General features: G+C 77.4%; 15 protein-coding genes. 7 read left to right on the forward strand and 8 right to left on the reverse strand.

Annotated elements, in window-relative coordinates; translation table 11 throughout:
* Positions 1-32 precede the first annotated feature (32 nt).
* The 3 genes from WDZ17_RS13080 to WDZ17_RS13090 all read right to left on the reverse strand — a co-directional run bounded on the left by WDZ17_RS13080 (position 33) and on the right by WDZ17_RS13090 (position 2,885).
* Complete coding sequence (locus WDZ17_RS13080) at positions 33-896, reverse strand: dienelactone hydrolase family protein (RefSeq protein WP_339575607.1); 864 nt, start codon at positions 894-896, stop codon at positions 33-35.
* A 103-nt stretch (positions 897-999) separates the two neighbouring features.
* Positions 1,000-2,325, reverse strand: coding sequence for an MFS transporter (locus tag WDZ17_RS13085; RefSeq protein ID WP_339575608.1), 1,326 nt, complete (start codon positions 2,323-2,325; stop codon positions 1,000-1,002).
* On the reverse strand, positions 2,322-2,885 hold the full coding sequence (locus WDZ17_RS13090) for a MarR family winged helix-turn-helix transcriptional regulator (RefSeq protein WP_339575609.1): 564 nt from the start codon (positions 2,883-2,885) through the stop codon (positions 2,322-2,324). The genes WDZ17_RS13085 and WDZ17_RS13090 overlap by 4 nt, the downstream gene beginning before the upstream one ends.
* 86 nt (positions 2,886-2,971) lie before the next feature.
* Here WDZ17_RS13090 and WDZ17_RS13095 point away from each other — a divergent pair, with 86 nt between their 5' ends.
* From WDZ17_RS13095 to WDZ17_RS13105, 3 genes are all read left to right on the forward strand, one after another.
* Positions 2,972-3,274 (forward strand): DUF2530 domain-containing protein, encoded by a 303-nt coding sequence (locus WDZ17_RS13095; RefSeq protein ID WP_339575610.1) that lies wholly within the window; start codon positions 2,972-2,974, stop codon positions 3,272-3,274.
* Positions 3,271-4,143, forward strand: a complete 873-nt coding sequence (locus tag WDZ17_RS13100; RefSeq protein WP_339575611.1) for an LLM class flavin-dependent oxidoreductase — start codon at positions 3,271-3,273, stop codon at positions 4,141-4,143. The genes WDZ17_RS13095 and WDZ17_RS13100 overlap by 4 nt, the downstream gene beginning before the upstream one ends.
* A gap of 84 nt (positions 4,144-4,227) precedes the next feature.
* On the forward strand, positions 4,228-5,874 hold the full coding sequence (locus tag WDZ17_RS13105) for a peptide chain release factor 3 (protein ID WP_339575612.1): 1,647 nt from the start codon (positions 4,228-4,230) through the stop codon (positions 5,872-5,874).
* 119 nt (positions 5,875-5,993) lie between these two features.
* On the opposite strand, the gene WDZ17_RS13110 is transcribed toward WDZ17_RS13105, so the two are convergent.
* From WDZ17_RS13110 to WDZ17_RS13125, 4 genes are all read right to left on the reverse strand, one after another.
* On the reverse strand, positions 5,994-6,431 hold the full coding sequence (locus WDZ17_RS13110; RefSeq protein ID WP_339575613.1) for an ester cyclase: 438 nt from the start codon (positions 6,429-6,431) through the stop codon (positions 5,994-5,996).
* Positions 6,432-6,518: 87 nt separating this feature from the next.
* The gene (locus WDZ17_RS13115; protein ID WP_339575614.1) at positions 6,519-10,058 is read right to left on the reverse strand and encodes a sacsin N-terminal ATP-binding-like domain-containing protein; all 3,540 of its coding nucleotides are present in this window, start codon (positions 10,056-10,058) and stop codon (positions 6,519-6,521) included.
* Positions 10,059-10,075: 17 nt separating this feature from the next.
* Positions 10,076-10,849 (reverse strand): DUF3027 domain-containing protein, encoded by a 774-nt coding sequence (locus WDZ17_RS13120; RefSeq protein WP_339575615.1) that lies wholly within the window; start codon positions 10,847-10,849, stop codon positions 10,076-10,078.
* Between the two features lie 3 nt (positions 10,850-10,852).
* Positions 10,853-11,233: a cold-shock protein gene (locus tag WDZ17_RS13125; protein ID WP_339575616.1), complete on the reverse strand. Its 381-nt coding sequence runs from the start codon at positions 11,231-11,233 to the stop codon at positions 10,853-10,855.
* Between the two features lie 255 nt (positions 11,234-11,488).
* Here WDZ17_RS13125 and WDZ17_RS13130 point away from each other — a divergent pair, with 255 nt between their 5' ends.
* Complete coding sequence (locus WDZ17_RS13130) at positions 11,489-12,844, forward strand: carboxylate--amine ligase (protein ID WP_339575617.1); 1,356 nt, start codon at positions 11,489-11,491, stop codon at positions 12,842-12,844.
* Complete coding sequence (gene cuyB, locus WDZ17_RS13135; protein WP_339575618.1) at positions 12,841-13,656, forward strand: cysteate racemase; 816 nt, start codon at positions 12,841-12,843, stop codon at positions 13,654-13,656. The genes WDZ17_RS13130 and cuyB overlap by 4 nt, the downstream gene beginning before the upstream one ends.
* Here cuyB and WDZ17_RS13140 read toward each other — a convergent pair.
* On the reverse strand, positions 13,550-14,269 hold the full coding sequence (locus tag WDZ17_RS13140) for an HAD family hydrolase (protein WP_339575619.1): 720 nt from the start codon (positions 14,267-14,269) through the stop codon (positions 13,550-13,552). The genes cuyB and WDZ17_RS13140 overlap by 107 nt on opposite strands.
* A 240-nt stretch (positions 14,270-14,509) precedes the next feature.
* On the opposite strand from WDZ17_RS13140, the gene WDZ17_RS13145 reads away from it, so the two are divergent.
* Both WDZ17_RS13145 and WDZ17_RS13150 read left to right on the forward strand, forming a co-directional pair.
* Positions 14,510-14,848, forward strand: coding sequence for a hypothetical protein (locus tag WDZ17_RS13145; RefSeq protein ID WP_339575620.1), 339 nt, complete (start codon positions 14,510-14,512; stop codon positions 14,846-14,848).
* A gap of 93 nt (positions 14,849-14,941) precedes the next feature.
* A partial coding sequence (locus tag WDZ17_RS13150) for a S8 family serine peptidase (protein ID WP_339575621.1) occupies positions 14,942-17,312 on the forward strand: 2,371 nt, incomplete at its 3' end.

Consider the following 17,312-nt stretch of genomic DNA (forward strand, 5'->3'; position numbering starts at 1 on the left):
GTCGTCCAGCCCACGTCGAGGACCTCGCGGGACTAGCGCCGCCGGTCCGCGGTCGCCTGGCTGCCCGTCGCCTCCCCGTCGGACGCCCGCCCCACCGGCGCACCTGCGGTGCCGGCGCCTGCGTCGCCCGCGCCGCCCGGCGTCGCGCCCCGCAGGTGCTCGTCGAAGAAGGCGAGGATGCGCCGCCGGGCGTCGGCGGACGCCTCGTGGTCGTGGCTGACGCCCATGACCCGGGACAGGACCGGTCCGAGCGGGGAGACCTGCGTGGTCCGGGTGACGAACCCGTGCTGCGCGCCCCCGTACTCGCGGACGTCGTGCGGGACGCCGGCGCGCTCGAGCGCCGTCTCGACCCGGGCGGCGCCCCCGCGCAGGATCGGGTCCGCGCCGCCGAAGCTCGCGACGACCGGGCACGCGCCGGCCACGAGGGCGTCGAGGTCGGCGTCGTCGTCGGGGAGGATCCCGTAGTTGACCGAGGACGCCGACCACCCCGGCCGACCGGCCAGTACCAGCGCGAAGCCGCCGCCCATGCAGAAGCCGATGACGCCCACCGCGCCGGTGCACTCCTCGCGGGCGGCGACGGCGACGCGCGCGGCCTCGAGCCGCGCGAACGCCGGCCCCTGCCCGCGCGTCACCTGCTGCAGCGTCCGCGAGACGCACGGCACGCGGCCCCAGCCCTGCGTCCGTCCGTCCTTCGAGTACAGGTCCGGCAGCAGCGCGACGTAGCCGGCGGCGGCGAGCCAGTCGGCCTGGTCGCGCATGTCGTCCGACATCCCGAAGGCGTCGTGGACGACGACCACACCGGGCCAGGGCCCGGGCCGGTCGGCCGTCGGGACGGGGGTCGAGAGGTAGGCCGGCATCGTCGTCCCACCGGGACCGGGCACCGAGGTCGTCGTCATCCCGGCACCCTGCTGCTGCAGGCGACCGAGCGCGACCGGGACGTGACGACGGCCGCGCCCGGACCGTCGCTCCTGCTCCCCGACGCCGGGGCAGGAGGCGGGATCAGGCGGCCGTGCGGGTCGTCGCGCGACCGCCGGCGGCGTCGAGGGCCTCGCGCGCGGCCTCGCGCTCGTCGGCGTCCAGCACCTGCAGGTGCGGCTGCTGGCGCCAGGAGTAGCGGATGCGCAGGTCGTCGCGGCGCAGGACCCACAGCACGGCGCCGAGGACGACGAGGACCGCCGAGATGCCGCCGACGTAGATGGTCCACCGGGCGCCGAAGACGTCGCCGACGAGCCCGATGACCGGTGACCCGATGGGCGTCGTGCCCATGAAGATCATCATGTACAGCGCCATGACGCGGCCGCGCATCGACGGGTCCGTCGTCGACTGCACGTACGTGTTGGCGGCGGTCATCATCGTCAGCGAGCACAGGCCCACCGGGATGAGCGAGATCGCGAACGAGGTGTACGTCGGCATGCTCGCCGCGACGAGCGACGCGACCCCGAAGAGCCCTGCCGCGCCGAAGACGAGGCGCAGCCTGGGCCGCTCCCGCCGCGCCGCCAGCAGGGCGCCGGACAGGGACCCGATGGCCAGGATGGAGCCGAGGATCCCGTACTCGGTCGCGCCCTTGCCGAAGACCTGCGTCGCCACGAGGCCCGTGGTCAGCTGGTAGTTCATGCCGAGCGCCCCGACGGTGCCGATGACGACGAGGATCACCGTGATGTCCGGCCGGCCGCGGACGTAGCGCAGGCCCTCGCGGACCTGGCCGCGCCCCCGCTTCGCCACCGGCATGGGGTGCAGCTGGTCCACGCGCAGGAAGGCCAGCGCCACGACCGTCCCCGCGAAGGACACGGCGTTGATGAGGAAGACCGGCCCGGTCCCGAAGGCCGCGATGAGCAGGCCGGCGACGCCGGGGCCGACGAGCCGGGCGCCGTTGAACGACGCGCTGTTGAGGCCGACCGCGTTGCCGAGGTGGTCCGGCGGCACGAGGGCGGCGACGAAGGTCTGGCGGGCGGGCGCGTCGAAGGCCGTCGTGAGGCCCAGCAGCGTGGCCAGCGCGTACACGTGCCACAGCTGCGCGGAGTCGGTGACGACGAGCAGCCCGAGGACGAGGCCCCACAGACCCGACAGGCCCTGCGTCCACATGAGCAGCCTGCGCTTGTCCAGGCGGTCGGCGACGAGGCCGGCGTACGGGCCCAGCAGCAGCATCGGCAGGAACTGCAGGCCGGTCGTGATGCCGACCGCGACCCCCGAGCCGGCGGTGAGCACCTGCAGCACCAGCCAGTCCTGAGCCACGCGCTGCATCCAGGTGCCGACGTTGCTGACGAGGGCCCCGCCGGCCCAGATGCGGTAGTTCGGGATGCGCAGCGAGCGGAAGGTCGCGCTCACGGGGCCACCACCCGGCGGAGGATCGTCGCGGCCTCCGCGAGGACCGCACGCTCCTCGGGGGGCAGGTCGGCGAGACGCCGCGTCAGCCACTGGTCGCGCCGCCGGCGCGTGGCGCGGACGAGCTCCCGCCCGGCCGGCGTCGTCTGCAGGAGCACCTGGCGGCCGTCCAGCGGGTTCGGGCCCTTGGCGACGTACCCGGCCTCGACGAGCGCCGCGATCGTGCGGGTCATCGACGGCGGCTGCACGTGCTCGGCGTCGGCGAGGGCCCCGGGCGTCATCGGCTCGGTGCGCTCCAGGAGCGCGAGCACCGAGTACTGGCTGTCGGGGAGCGCGTCGTCCTCGCGCTCGGCGCGCAGACGGCGGACGGAGCGCATGAGGGCGACGCGCAGGTCGGCGGCCAGGGTGGACGGCCCGGTCCCCGGCCCGCCCGGGCGCCGGGACGAGCCACCGGCGACGGCGTCGCCGGACGCGGCGGCACGCGGCGCGGCGGTCCGCGGCGCGGCGGTCCGCGGCGCGGCGGTGGTCGCGGCGGTGGTCTGGGTGGGCAGGCGCGGTGGCACCTCGTGAACGTACGTCATTAGTTCGCCTAACGACACGTCGCCCCGGTGGCATTCCCGTCGTCGTCGCCCGCCGCTACGGTGCGGCCGTGAGGTTCACGCACCTGCCGCGCCAGACGCGGCCGACCCCCCCGGCTCCCCGCACCGACGACCGGCGGGCCGCGCTCGCGGGCCTCGCGGTGTGGGTGGTCTCGCTCGTCGTCGTGCTGGCCCAGCGGGGGCCGCTCGTCGCCGACGACCGCGGGTGGTGGGTCTGGTGCTGCGTGGCCGGGACCGCGCTGGGCCTGGTCGGGCTGGTCCACCTGCAGCGGCGCGAGGTCCGCCGACGGACCGCCGACCGGCGCGCCCGCCGCACCGCCCGCACCGGGGCCCTCGGCGAGGTCGCCCCGTGACCTCCCTCGGCGCCGTCTTCCTGCCCCAGCTGCCGCCCGAGCGCCTGCGCGAGGTCGCGCTCGCGGCCGACGCCTCGGGCTTGGACGAGCTGTGGCTGTGGGAGGACTGCTTCTTCGAGGGCGGCGTCTCGACCGCCGCCGCCGCGCTGGCGTGGACGGAGCGCGTCCGGGTCGGGGTCGGTCTGCTGCCCGTGCCGCTGCGCAACGCCGCGCTGGCCGCGATGGAGGCGGCGGTGCTGCACCGCACCTTCCCGGGCCGCGCCGAGCTCGTGCTCGGTCACGGCGTCCAGTCGTGGATGGCTCAGGTCGGCGCGCGCGTCGCCTCGCCGCTGACCCTGCTGGAGGAGCACCTGCGGGCGCAGCGACGGCTCCTCGCGGGCGAGGAGGTGACGACGTCCGGTCGGTACGTCTCCCTGGAGGGCGTGCGGCTGGACTGGCCGCCCACCGGGCCCGTGCGCGTGCTCACCGGCGCCGAGGGACCGAAGACGCTCGAGCTCGCCGGGCGGGCCGCCGACGGCACCGTGCTCGTCGCGGGCACGACGCCGGACCGCCTGCGCGAGGCCCGGTCGCGCATCGACGTGGGGCGGGCGGCGGCGGGTCGTACCGACGACCACCGTGTCGTCGTCTACCTGCTCGCCGCGACGGGTCCGGACGCCGCCGAGCGCATGGCCCGCTCGCGGGCGTCGTGGTCGCTGCCGGACGAGCGGGGGGTCTGCGTCGCCGGCACCGCCGAGGAGGTGGCCGGCGCCGTGCGTGCCCTGGCGGACGCCGGGGCCGACGTGGTCGTCCTGCAGCCGACGGCGGACGACCCCGACCCGGCCGCCTTCGCCGCGTTCGCCGGCGAGCAGGTGCGGCCCCTCCTGGCCTGAGGCCTCCTCCGGGAGGAGGAGGCGCGTCCTCGCGGACCCCCGACGTCGGAGACGATGGGGGCGACCGACCACGACAGGACAGTGATGAGCAGCACCCTGGACGCCACCGCCGAGGCCGACCGCGGCCTCGCGGACCTTCCCGCCGACGCCCCCGACGCGCCGAGCCGCCACGCGGCCGTGCGGCGGACCTTCGCCGTCATCAGCCACCCGGACGCGGGCAAGTCGACGCTCACCGAGGCCCTGGCCCTGCACACCGGCGCCGTCACCCGCGCGGGCCACGTCAAGGGCAAGGCCGGGCGCGCGGGCGTCGTGTCGGACTGGCAGGAGATGGAGCAGCAGCGCGGCATCTCGATCTCCTCCGCGGTGCTGCAGCTCGACCACCGCGGGCGGGTGCTCAACCTCGTCGACACCCCCGGGCACGCCGACTTCTCCGAGGACACCTACCGCGTCCTGGCCGCCGTGGACTGCGCGATCATGCTCGTCGACGCCTCCCGGGGGATGGAGCGCCAGACCCGCAAGCTCTTCGACGTGTGCAAGCACCGGGGCCTGCCGGTCATCACGGTCATCAACAAGTGGGACCGCCCCGGCCGCGAGGCGCTGGACCTCATGGACGAGGTGGCGCAGGTCACCGGCATGACACCGACGCCGCTGACGTGGCCCGTCGGCGTCGCGGGGGACTTCCGCGGGGTCGTCGACCGGCGCACCGGCGGGTACACGCGCTACACCCGCACCCCGGGCGGCGCGACCGTCGCCGAGCAGGAGCACCTCAGCGCCGAGCAGGCGCTGGCGCGCGAGGGCGAGACGTGGACGACGGCGGCCGAGGAGGCCGAGCTGCTCGCCGTCGAGAACGGCGACCACGACGAGGCCGCCTTCCTCGCGGGGCGCACGACGCCGGTGCTCTTCGCCGCCGCGGTGCTGAACTTCGGCGTCGACCACCTGCTCGACACCCTGCTCGCGCACGCCCCCGCCCCGGGCCCGCGCCCCGACGCCGCGGGCGAGCCCCGACCGCTGGACACCGGCTTCTCGGGGCAGGTCTTCAAGATCCAGTCCGGCACCGACCGCGCGCACCGCGACCGGGTGGCGCTCGTCCGGGTGTGCTCGGGACGATTCGAGCGGGGGACGCCGCTCACGGTCTCCCGCACCGGCCGGACGCTGACGACCAAGCACGCCCAGCACCTGCAGGGGGCCGCGCGCACGAGCATCGAGGAGAGCTGGCCCGGCGACGTCGTCGGCCTCGTCGGGGCGAACGGCATCGAGGTCGGCGACACGCTGCACGCCCAGGGCGCCGTCACCTACCCGGCCATCCCGTCCTTCGCGCCGGAGCACTTCGTCGTCGCCCGGCCGGCGGACCTCTCCCGCAGCAAGCAGTTCCACAAGGGCATCGCCGAGCTCGACGCCGAGGGCGTCGTCCAGGTCCTGCGGAGCGACCTGCGCGGCGAGCAGGCGCCCGTGCTCGCCGCGGTCGGCCCGCTGCAGCTGGAGGTGGCCAGCCACCGGATGGCGGGCGACTTCAGCTGCCCCATCCGCACCGAGCCCCTGTCCTACAGCGTCGCCCGGCGCACCACGCGCGAGCACGTGCGGGCGCTGACGCAGCAGCGCGGCACGGAGGTGCTCGAGCGCCGCGACGGCGACCTGCTCGCCGTCTTCACCGACGTCTGGCGCATGAACGGCGTCGTGCGCGAGCTGCCCGACGTCGTCCTCGAGCCGCTCGTGGCGGACACGACGGCTTGACGCCGCCGCGGCGGCAGCGACGTCGCCCGCACCGGAGCCGGCGACCGGGAGGCAGCGCGCCCCTCCGCCCGACGGACCGGGGGCTGCCGCACGACCAGCAGCCCCCGGCCCGGGCCGGACTAGCCGTCCTGGGCGGCGCTGTCCTGGCGGGGCTCGATGCCGAGCTGGGCGAGCATGCCCATCTGGTCGCTGCTGCCCCAGCGCTCGACCAGGCGGTCGCCCTCGAAGCGGCTGATCTGCATGCCGCGGAAGCTGACCGACCGTCCCGTCGGCGCGAAGCCCATGAGCTCGCCCTGGTGGGTGCCGGTGACGGTGTAGGCGAACGCCACCTCGTCGTCGGTGGCCACCAGGTGGTCCACCGCGATGGCCAGGTCGGGGAAGGCCGTCCGCAGCTCGGTGAAGAAGTGCTCGAAGCCGACCGGTCCGGCCTCCTGGCCGGGTGCGGGGTCGTGGTCGACGCTGTCGACGGCCACCAGCCGCTCGAACGCGGCGAGGTCGCCGGAGTTCACGGCGTCGCCGAAGGCCTGCTGGGCTGCCATCACGCTGTCGCGGGACATGGGTCTCCTCTACGGGTGTCGGGCACGCGTGCGGTGCGGCCCGGTCTGCCGACCCTCGCCCCCTCGGGGACGCAGCGCCACCGGGCGTCAGCCGTCGTGGGCCGCGTCGACGAACAGCTGCCACCGCGGCAGCGGCGAGGGCGACGACGGCAGGCCCGCGGCGGCGAGCAGGTCGGCGACCGCCCCGCGTGCGCCCCAGGCCCCGGCCGCCCACGCGAGCGCGCGGCCCGCGGAGCGGGCGTCGGTGCCGTGGGCGACGGGGGCTCGGCCCGTGGGGTCGCCGTCCTCGGCGCCGTGGCCGCTCGCGCGGACGACCCACGCGTCGACCGCGGCGCCGGCGACGACGAGACGGCCGTGGACCCGGAGCCGGGCCGTGTCGGCGTCCGCGCCGCCGGCGAGCCGCAGGACCGTCCGCACCGCGGCCGGCACCTCGACCTCGCGGCCGCCCCCGACGACCACGTACGGCTCGTCGCCGTCGGGGTCGAGCCGCTCGTCGGCGGTCTCGGCGTCGACGACGTCGGCGAGGCCGCCGGCCGCCCCGCGGGGGACGACGACCGAGGGGGCGCAGGCCGGGTGGGCCGGGGCGAAGGGGTCGTCGACGAGGACGGCCCCGCCCTCGTCGGCCCGGGTCGCCTCTCCCGCGACGAGCCCCACGAGGCCCTCCGTCCACCGTGCGCCGGCGACGTCGGGGTCCGCCGCGACCCGGAGGGCGAGGTGGCGCCAGGCGACGAGCCACGGCTCGGCGCCGGCACCGACGGAGGCGGCGGCGGCGGGCGTCCCCCGCAGCAGGGCCGGCCACGTCCGCGCATCGAGGTCGGCCCAGTCCCGCACGACCCCTGCGGCCGCGGCCCAGGAGCGCGGCAGGGTGCCGCGGCTCGCGAGGCCGTCGGCGGTCGGCGGCAGCAGCGCCCGCAGGTGCGGGTCGGCGTCGTCGGCCGCCACCGGCCCGGCCCCGCCGTCGAGCACCGCCGCCCGCAGGAGGGCGGCGGTCGGCGAGGGGACGACGAGCACCTCCCCCGCCGGGCCCCGCAGCCGGACCTCGGGGGTCAGGACGTCCCTCGCCGCAGCGGCGGTCAGCGCGGCCGCCACCCGGCCGACGACGCGGTCGGCCCGTCCGACGCCGCCGCGCACGAGGTCGAGGTCGCGCACGAGGGCGAGCTCCTCGGCCTCCCACCCGCCGTCGTCACCGAGGCGGGCGGCGACGTCGTCGAGCCAGTCGCCCGCCGCGTCGGCGAGCTCCTCGGGCGGGTCGTCGAGGTCCACGACGGGCCAGCGCAGCAGCGACGCCGACGCCGTCACGCCCGCGGCGACGAGGACGCCGGCGGGCCACCGGCGGGCGAGGTCGCCCGCGAGGGGCCCGACCTCGTCCGGGTCGAGCGCCTCCTCCGCCGGCGAGCCGGGCAGCACCAGGGTGCCCGCGGGGGCCGGGTCGTCGTCGGCGTCGCGCAGCGGAAGGTCGAGCAGCCAGGACCGGTCGCCGGGGACGACGCCGACCGGCGCCGGGTCCCTGTCCCTGTCCCCGTCCCCGGCCCCGTCGAGCCAGCCGAGGACGACCTCGGCGAGGGCGTCGACGACGTCCTCCGCGTCCGCCGCCGCAGCCGCGCCGGGCAGCGACCCGACGAGGTCCTCGAGGTCGTCGTCGACGAGCGCGTCCCCGACGGCCCGGACGGCCGCCGCCGTCGCGGGCATGTCGAGCAGCGCCGCGGGACCGGCGGGGACGGCGCCGAGCCGCTCGAGGAGGGCCGCGGCGGCCGGGTCGGCGGCCGCCGCGGGGTCGACGAGGCGCAGCCCGTGCTCGGCGAGCAGCGCGGCCACGGCCCCGAGCGCGGCCGCGTCCGGGCCCTCGTCACGGTCGTCGCGGCCGTCGTCACGGGGGCCGGCGCCGGTCCGCGGGACGAGGACGTCCGCCGCCGGCCCGCCGAGCAGCGCGCCCCGGCAGCCCCGCACCCAGCGCCCGCCGACGAGCGGCACAGGGAGGCCGCCGAGCGCCTCGCGCGCCCGCTGGTCCAGGGCGAGCGGCGCGAGCGCCGCGGCGAGCGCCCGCCAGCCGGCGAGAGCGCCCGTGGCCGAGGGGACGTCGGCGTCGAGCGGGTCGCCGAGGTCGTCGCCCGGCGCGGGCAGCGGCCAGGAGTCGACGAGGTCGGCCAGCGCGAGCCGCCCCACGCCGAGCACCTCGAGGGCCTCCCGGTGCCGGCGCGACGCCGCGACGAGGGCGGGCTCGGCGACGGCGAGCGCCGCGAGGGCGTCGGCGTCGGGGTCCACGCCGCCGTCCTCCAGCGCCAGCGCCCGCTCCCCCGCCAGCAGCGCCCCTCCCCGGGCCGGCGCGAGCAGGGGGACACCGGGCAGGACCTCGCCGAGGACCCGGCGCAGCGCGGCGTCCACCCAGCCCGCCGCCGGCCCGACGGGCACGAGGTCGAGCGGGTCCGGCAGGGCGGAGGCCGGGCCGGCGGCGGCGCGCTCGTCCGCGACGAGGCCCAGCAGCTCGCCGTAGGCCGAGCCCGCGGCGGCGAGGACGACGTCGGTCGCCGCGCCCGGCTCGACGTGGCGGCGCGTCGGCTCCAGGGGCAGCCCCGCCACGAGGACGGCCGGCCACGGCAGCGGCTCGTCCGTCGGCGTCGGGGCCCGCAGCACGCCGCCGCCGGGAGAGGTGCGGACGCCGCCGAGGGCGGCCAGCAGCGGGTCGTCGGGGGCGGCGCCCGCGCGGGGCAGCGCCCAGGCCAGCGACCACCGGGGGTCGGCCTGCTCCTCGACCGGTCGGTCGGCGAGCGCGCCCTGGTCGTGGGACCCGTCGCGGCGGACGACGACCCACCGCTCGGCCACGTCGCGCACGACCCGCCGGGCCGCCCCGGGGCGCTGGACGACCACCTCGCCCAGGGCCGGCAGGGACAGCAGGAGGAGGTCGTCGACGGCGTCGAGCAGCCCCGCCACGAGACCCGTCGCGCCCTCTCGCAGCGGCAGCACGACGACGGTCGCCAGGCCCTCGTCCAGCAGGGCGGCCGCCTCCGTGCCGGCCGGCACGTCACCGGGTCGGACGGCGAACGGCGTCCGCAGCACGGGCAGCGAGCCGGCGCGGCGGGCGACCTCCCCGGCCAGCGCCGGGTCCGCCGCGGCCGCGGCGGTCAGCACCTGCGCCGCGCGCCCGCGGTCGAAGCCGACGCCGCCCGCCGCGGTCAGCAGGGCGGGGGCGTCGGTGACGGCGAGCACGGACGTGAACCCCACGCCGAAGCGCCCGACGACACCCTCGAGCGGCAGAGCCGGCCCGGGACCGGAGGCACCCGCGGGCTCGGCCCGCTTCGTCGAGGCCCGCAGCCCCGCCAGCGCGCGGACGCCCGCCGCGTCGAGCGGGGCGCCGCTCCCGGCGGCCAGCAGGACGGGCGTCCCCGCGTCCTCGGTGAGACGCAGCACCAGGCGCCCCCCGCCGGCCCGGCCGCCCCGCACGGCGGCGTCGGCGGCGTTCTGCGCCAGCTCGACGACGACGCGGTCGCGGTAGCCGCCGCGGGCGAGCTCCTCCTCGGCGTTGGCGTCCTCGCGCAGCCGGTCGGGTGCCGCCGCCCACGTCGCGAGCGCACGGGCGCGCAGGTCGGCGCAGCCGAAGGGGTCGCCGGCGGCGGCGCCGCCGGTGCCCACGGCGGGTGCGGCGGCGGTCAGGCGACCGGGACGACGTCGAGGACCTGGTCGTCCACGACGGGGGCGGGCACCTGCTCGCGGCGGACCTCGACGTCGGTCTCGCTGTGGGCGCCGCAGCCGTGGTCGACGCTGACGACCGTGCCGTCCGACGGGGACCAGCCGTTGGCGCAGACGCCGAAGACCTGGCGCATCGCCCCGGGCAGCGGGAGGAAGAAGCCGCACGAGCCGCACCCGGCGGCCGACGCCTTCGCGCTCTCGGCACCCGGGCCGTGGTCGCCGTCGTACCAGCGCTGGGCGGCGTCGGCGCGCCCGTCGCGGGACAGGACGCGGCGCCGGCCGAGGCCGAGGTCGTCCAGCGCGAGCGCGTCGACGTCCTCCTCGCCGGTGGCCGCGAGGCCCGGGACGAGGCGCTCGTCGTCCTCCACGCGCGGCAGCACGTCGCCCGGCCCCAGGTCGCCGGGGCGGACCCGCTCCGCCCACGGCAGCCACTGCGGCGCGAGGACGGCCTCGTCGCCCGCGACGAGCTCGGCCTCGCAGACGGTCGCGACGCGCGCCCGCGGCGCCCGGGCGACCGTGACGGCCCAGCGCCAGCCGTGGTAGCCCGGTGCGGTGCAGGCGAAGTCGTGCGTCATCAGGCGCTCGCCCTCGACGCGGACGCCGAGGTGCTCGCCCACCAGCCCCTCCCCGCGCGGGCCTCGGCCGGCGACGCCCTCGGCGGCCTCGCGGGCGACGTCGACGGCGCCGGAGAGCACGGCGTCGGCGGCGGCACGACGGCGACGGGCGGGGGGCACGCCTCAGCCCTCCAGGTCGTCGGCGACGCGGCGCAGCACGGTGGCCACCTTGCGGCCCGCGCCGCGGTCCGGGTAGCGCCCGCGGTGCAGCTGGTTGGAGACCCCGTCGAGCAGGCGGATGAGGTCCTCGACGACGACCGCCATGTCCTCCGCCGAGCGTCGGGTCCCTGCCGTCACCGTGGCCGGCGCCTGCTGCACGCGCACCGACAGCGCCTGCTTGCCGCGGCGTCCGTCGGCGACGCCGAACTCCACCTTCGCCCCGGGCGCCACCGTCGTGCCCGCGGGCAGCGCGGACGCGTGGAGGAAGACCTCGTCACCGTCCTCGGAGGCGATGAAGCCGAACCCTCGGTCGGCGTCGAACCACTTGACCCTGCCTGTCGGCACCCTCGTCCGCCCTCGCGTCGTCCTGGGCCGGGCGGCTCCCCGCGGCGGTCGTCTCGGCGCACCCGGCGGGCGGCACGAGGACCGGGGGCGGGCCCGCTCCGGCGTACGACCTCCAGGCTAACCGCCGCGACGCGCCGACGGCACCGACGGCGGCGCCACCGCACGGCCCCGACCCCGGCAGCAGCCGGTGGCGGGCGCGGCGACGCACTAGCGTCGCGACGGCCCACCGCCGACCCCGAGCCGCAGGAGCCCGCCATGCGCCGCCCGTCCCCGCCCGCCCCGCCGGCCCCGCCCGTGCAGCCCGTGGTCCTCGGCGGCGACATCGGTGCCTACAGCCTGGCCCGGGCGGCGCACGAGGCCTACGGCGTGCGGACGACCGTCGTGTCGTCCTTCGCGACGGGTCCGGTGCGGCGCAGCCGCGTCGTCGACCACGTCGTCGAGCCGGGCGTCGACGAGCCCGAGGTCGCCGTCGCCGTCCTGCGGCGCCTGGCCGACCGGCACGAGGCCGAGGGCTCCGGCGCCCCGCTGCTGCTGCTCGGCAGCGCCGACCGCGCCGTCCGCCTGCTCGTGGAGAACCGCGCCGACCTGGAGGACCGCTACGTCCTGCCCTACGTCGGCCGGGACCTGCTCGACCGGATGACCGACAAGGAGGGCTTCGGCGCCGTCTGCGCCGAGCTCGGCATCCCCTCTCCCCGCACCGTCGTCGTCGACGTGCAGCGGGACGCGCGCGCCGCCGGCGGGCCGGGCGTCGACGTCGGCCGGACGGTCGGCGGCGGCGACCCGCTGACGTTCCCGGTCATCGCCAAGGCCGCGAGCACCACGGCGTACGCCGGCGTCTCGTTCCCCGGCAAGCAGAAGGTGTTCCAGGTCGCCGGCGCCGCGGAGCTCGACGACCTCGTCGACGTCCTCGCCCGCGCCGGGTACCAGGGCACCTTCCTCGTGCAGGACCTCGTGCCGGGGGACGACGCGGGCATGCGGATCCTCACCTGCTACAGCGACCGGCGGGCGAGGGTCCGCTTCTCCTCCTTCGGCCGCGTCCTGCTCGAGGAGCACACGCCCGGCGCGCTGGGCAACCCCGCCGGGATCGTCACGGGCGGCGGCGCCGAGGTCGCCGAGCAGGCGACGCGGCTGCTGGAGCACGTCGGGTGGACGGGGTACGCCAACTTCGACCTCAAGGTCGACCCGCGTGACGGCCGCGCCGTCTTCTTCGAGCTGAACCCGCGGCTCGGGCGCAGCAACTACTACGTGACGGCGAGCGGTCAGAACCCGCTGGAGCTCTACGTGCGCGAGCACCTGCAGGGCCTCGACCCGCTGCCGCCCGGCGCGCCGGCGCTGGCGGACGCCGAGCGGCTCTACACCGTGCTGCCGCCCGCGCTGCTGCTGCGCTACGTCGCCGACCCGGCCCTGCGGGCGCGCGTCCGCTCGCTCGTGCGCTCCGGGCGCGCCGTCGACCCGCTGCGCTACCGCCCCGAGCGGGACCCGCGCCGCCTCGCCTACGTCGCGGCGGCGCACCTCAACCAGGTCCGCAAGTTCCGCGAGCACTACCCGCTCGAGCGGGCCCGGGCGGTCCGGGCGGAGGCCGAGGCGCTGACCCGGCGGGCGGGCGCGTGAGCGTCGAGGTCCCCGCGGGCGGCCCGGCCCACCCCCTCGTCGGCGTCGTCGGCGGCGTGGGCCCCCTGGCGACGGTGTCCTTCCTCGACGCCGTCGTGCGCCTGACCGAGGCGGAGCGCGACCAGGACCACGTGGACCTCGTGGTGCTCCAGCACGCGACCATCCCCGACCGGACGGCGCACATCCTCGGCGCCTCGGACGACGACCCGGGACCGGTGATGGCGGCGGACGCGCGGCGGCTGGAGCGATGGGGCGCGGGCTTCGTCGTGGTCCCCTGCAACACCGCGCACCACTACACCCGGCAGATCGCCGACGCCGTCGACGTCCCCGTCGTCAGCATCGTCGGCGAGACGGCCGCCGCCGCGCTCGCGCGCCGGCCCGGGCTGCGGGCGGCCGGTGTCCTCGCCACCGAAGGCACCGTCGCCGCGGGCGTCTACCAGCGGGCGCTCGAGGACCTCGGCGTGACCGCGCTCGTACCCGACGCCGCCGGCCAGGCCGTCGTCACCGCCGCCATCTACGACGGCGTGAAGGCCGGGGCGCCGGTGGACCTGCCGGCGCTGCTGGCCGTCGCGGAGGGGCTGCTCGACCGCGGCGCCGAGGTTGTCCTGCTCGGCTGCACGGAGCTGTCCGTCGTGGCCGAGGGCGCCGGCCTGCTCGACGACCCGCGCTTCGTCGACTCCCTGGACGCCCTGGCGCGCAGCACGGTCACGCGGGCGGGGCACCGCCTGCGGGAGCGGCGCTCGCCGGCGCCGGGCGCGACGCCCGCCGCTCCTCCTGCCGCCACGCCTGCCACCACCCCGGGAAGCCGCTGAGGTCCGCCAGCACCGCGTCGGCGCCGAGCACCTCGAGCTCGGCGACGGCGTGCGCGCCGGTCGCCACGAGCACCCCGGCGGCACCGGCGGCACGGGCCGCCTCGAGGTCGGCCGGGTGGTCCCCCACGTAGACGACGGCGCCCTCGGCGAGCAGCGCGTCGGCCTTCTGGGCACCGAAGCGGTCGCCGGCGACGGCGACGACGAGGTCGTCGAGCCCGGCCCAGGCGAGCACCCGGCCGACGGCCTCGGTGCGCTTGGCGCTGACGACGACGGCCCGGCCGCCCGCGGCGACGACGGCCTCGAGCGCGGCCCGGGCGTGCGGCAGCGCCGGCACGAGCGGGTGCCCACCCTCCCCGTCCGGCAGCCGGTCCTGCGCGCGGTACCGCGCCGCGACGTCGGCGAGGACCTCCGGCGTCGCCCGCCCCGCTGGCAGCAGCGCCGCCAGCGTCCCCTCCAGCGGCAGCCCCCGGGAGGCCTCGGCGACGGCGTCGTCCAGGACGACGTCCACCTCGGCCAGGGCCGCCCGCAGGCACGAGCTGATCCGCGGGCCGGAGTCGACGAGGGTCTGGTCGAGGTCGAACCCGACGACGGGGCCGGTGGGGTCGCTGCGCACCGGACCACCGTAGGAGTACCCCTCGCCGCGGCCCGGACCGTGCCCGGCCGCCCGGCAGGCCCTCCGACCGACCTGGGCAGGAGCTGCCAGGCGCCTTGACGCACGCCGGGAGCCGGGGTCCCATGGGCCGACCGGGTGACGGGGCGTAGGCACCGATCACCCGTCGTACTGGCCTGCGCCGGTGCAGCCCACGGCCCGACCGGCCGTCCCGCTCCCACCCGCTTCCCAGGAGGACCCTCCGTGCACCCACGCCCCTCGCCCGGCGCGCGCTCACGTCGCACCGCCGCCGCGCTCACCGGAGCAGGCCTGCTCCTCGCCACCGTGGGAGCCGTCGCCCCCGCCAGCGCCGCGACCCCCGCCCCCGTCGACGACTTCACCGACGGCCGCTACGTCGTCACCCTGGTCCAGGAGCCCGCGGCCACCTACGAGGGCGGCGTCGCCGGCCTCGCCGCGACGGCCCCGGCCGACGGGGAGAAGATCGACGGCGACAGCCGCGAGGTGCGGCGCTACCAGCGCTTCCTCCAGCGCGAGCAGGACGAGGTCGCCGAGGCCGCCGACGCCGACCCCGAGTACCGGTAGACGACGGCGCTCAACGGCTTCTCCGCCGAGCTGACCGCCGAGCAGGCGGCGACGCTCTCGGTCCAGCGGGGCGTGCTGGCGGTCGAGCCCGACGTGGCGCAGCACCTCGACACCATCGACAGCCCGGCCTTCCTCGGCCTCACGGGCGACGACGGCGTCTGGGGGCAGCTGGGCGGCCCCGACGCCACGGGCGAGGGCGTCGTCGTCGGCGTCATCGACTCCGGCATCACCCCCGAGAGCGCCTCCTTCGCCGGCGACCCGGTGACGGCCACCCGCGCCGGCGACGTCGGCAGCACCTTCCGCACGGCGAAGGGCAACATCGGCGTCGTCAAGGCCGACGGGGACGTCTTCGAGGGCGCGTGCGAGACCGGGCCGTCCTTCACCGCGGACCTCTGCAACGACAAGCTCGTCTCGGCGCGCTACTTCGCCGACGGCTTCACGAGCAACGTGCCGCCGGCGGACTACAGCGAGTTCGAGACGATCTCCCCGCGGGACGGCGACGGGCACGGCACGCACACCGCCAGCACGGCCGTCGGCAACGACGGCGTGGAGATGGCGGTCGGCGGGCGGGTCTTCGGCGAGGGCTCCGGCATGGCGCCGGGCGCCAAGCTGGCCAGCTACAAGATCTGCTTCGAGGACACCGACCCGGACACCGGCGGCTGCTACAACTCCGACGCCGTCGCGGCCATCGACCAGGCCGTCCTCGACGGCGTCGACGTCCTCAACTACTCGATCTCCGGCTCGCTGACCAGCTCGCTCGACGCCGTCGAGCTCGCCTTCCTGTCCGCCGCCTCGGCCGGCGTCTTCGTCGCCACCTCGGCCGGCAACTCCGGTCCCGCCGCGTCGACGGTCGCCCACAACAGCCCGTGGCTGACGACGGTCGCGGCGAGCACGCACCACTACTTCTACGGCACGGTGCAGACCGGCGACGGGGAGCAGTACCGCGGCATCTCGGTGACCGACCCGCTGCCCGAGCAGACCGAGGCTGTCCTCGCCACCGAGGCCGGCAAGGCCGGCGCCCCCGCCGCGCAGGTGCGCCTGTGCTACCCGGGCCAGCTGGACCCGGCGAAGGTCGAGGGCAAGGTCGTCGTGTGCGACCGCGGCACCATCGCGCGCACCGACAAGTCGCTCGCCGTCCAGCAGGCCGGCGGCGCGGGCATGGTGCTCGCCAACACCTCGCCGTCCAGCCTCGACGCGGACGTGCACTACGTGCCCACCGTCCACGTGGACGAGGTGGCCGGCGCGGCGATCAAGGACTACGTCGGCTCGACCGACGGCGCCACGATCGCGCTGCTGGCGGGCGACCAGACCGGCCAGGCGCCCGAGCCCAAGCCGGTCATCGCGGGCTTCTCCAGCCGCGGCCCCGCGGCCGCCCACAACGGCGACCTGCTCAAGCCCGACATCTCCGCGCCGGGCGTGAGCGTCCTCGCCGCCGTCGCACCGGGCCCGAACGACGGGCGCACCTTCGACTTCCTCTCCGGGACGTCGATGTCCAGCCCACACGTCGCCGGCCTGGGCGCCCTGATCCTCGGCGAGAACCCGGACTGGAGCCCCATGGCCGTGAAGTCGGCCATGATGACGACGGCCTACGACCTCAAGAACGAGGACGGCACGGCGGACACGAACCACTTCGACGGCGGGGCGGGCCACGTCGACCCGACGAAGTTCCTCACCCCGGGGCTCGTGTACGAGTCGGACGTCGACGACTGGCTGTCGTTCCTCGAGACCACCGAGGACGTCGACTTCGGCATCCCGGGGATCGACCCCATCGACGACCCGAGCAACCTCAACCAGGCCTCGATCGCCATCGGCGCCCTGCCGGGTCGACAGACCGTCACCCGCACCGTGACCGCCACGACCCCGGGCCTGTACCGGGTGCAGGCGGACATGCCCGGCTTCGACGTCCGGGTGACGCCGCGGGTGCTCAACTTCACGAGCGCCGGGCAGAGCAAGTCCTTCACGGTGCGCGTGACGCGCACCACCGCCCCGAACGACACCTACGGGCAGGGCTCGCTCACCTGGCAGGGCCGGGGCCTCTCGGTCCGCTCGCCGGTCGTCGCGCAGCCGGTGGCCGTCGCCGCCCCGACCGAGGTGTCGGCCGCCGTGCCCGACGGCGACGTGTCCTTCGACGTCACGCCGGGCAGCTCCGAGCCGGTCGACATCACGGTCGACGGCTTCGTGCCGGCGACGTCGCAGACCGGCGACGTCGTGTCCGGGGTCGACCTCGTGCCCGGGGAGGCGAGCGCCTCGACGGACATCTACCCCGTGGACGTCCCGGAGGGCACCTCGGTGGCGCGTTTCGACCTCACCGCGGGTCAGGGCGCGGACGACCTGGACCTCGTCGTGACGAACGCCGCGGCGACCCGCACGGTGGCCGCCAGCGCCACGGGCGACGCCGACGAGCAGGTCACGCTGCGCGCCCCGGCGCCGGGGCGCGATCGCGTGTCCTTACACAGGTACTCTC

It is taken from the genome of Pseudokineococcus basanitobsidens (genome assembly GCF_037482545.1).
In the GTDB taxonomy this organism is placed as follows: Bacteria; Actinomycetota; Actinomycetes; order Actinomycetales; family Quadrisphaeraceae; genus Pseudokineococcus; species Pseudokineococcus basanitobsidens.

Excerpts from the sequence above, each read along its gene's own strand:
- WDZ17_RS13080 (WP_339575607.1), bottom strand. The coding sequence starts at position 896 with ATGACGACGACCTCGGTGCCCGGTCCCGGTGGGACGACGATGCCGGCC.
- WDZ17_RS13105 (WP_339575612.1), top strand. The coding sequence starts at position 4,228 with ATGAGCAGCACCCTGGACGCCACCGCCGAGGCCGACCGCGGCCTCGCG.
- WDZ17_RS13110 (WP_339575613.1), bottom strand. The coding sequence starts at position 6,431 with ATGTCCCGCGACAGCGTGATGGCAGCCCAGCAGGCCTTCGGCGACGCC.
- WDZ17_RS13130 (WP_339575617.1), top strand. The coding sequence starts at position 11,489 with ATGCGCCGCCCGTCCCCGCCCGCCCCGCCGGCCCCGCCCGTGCAGCCC.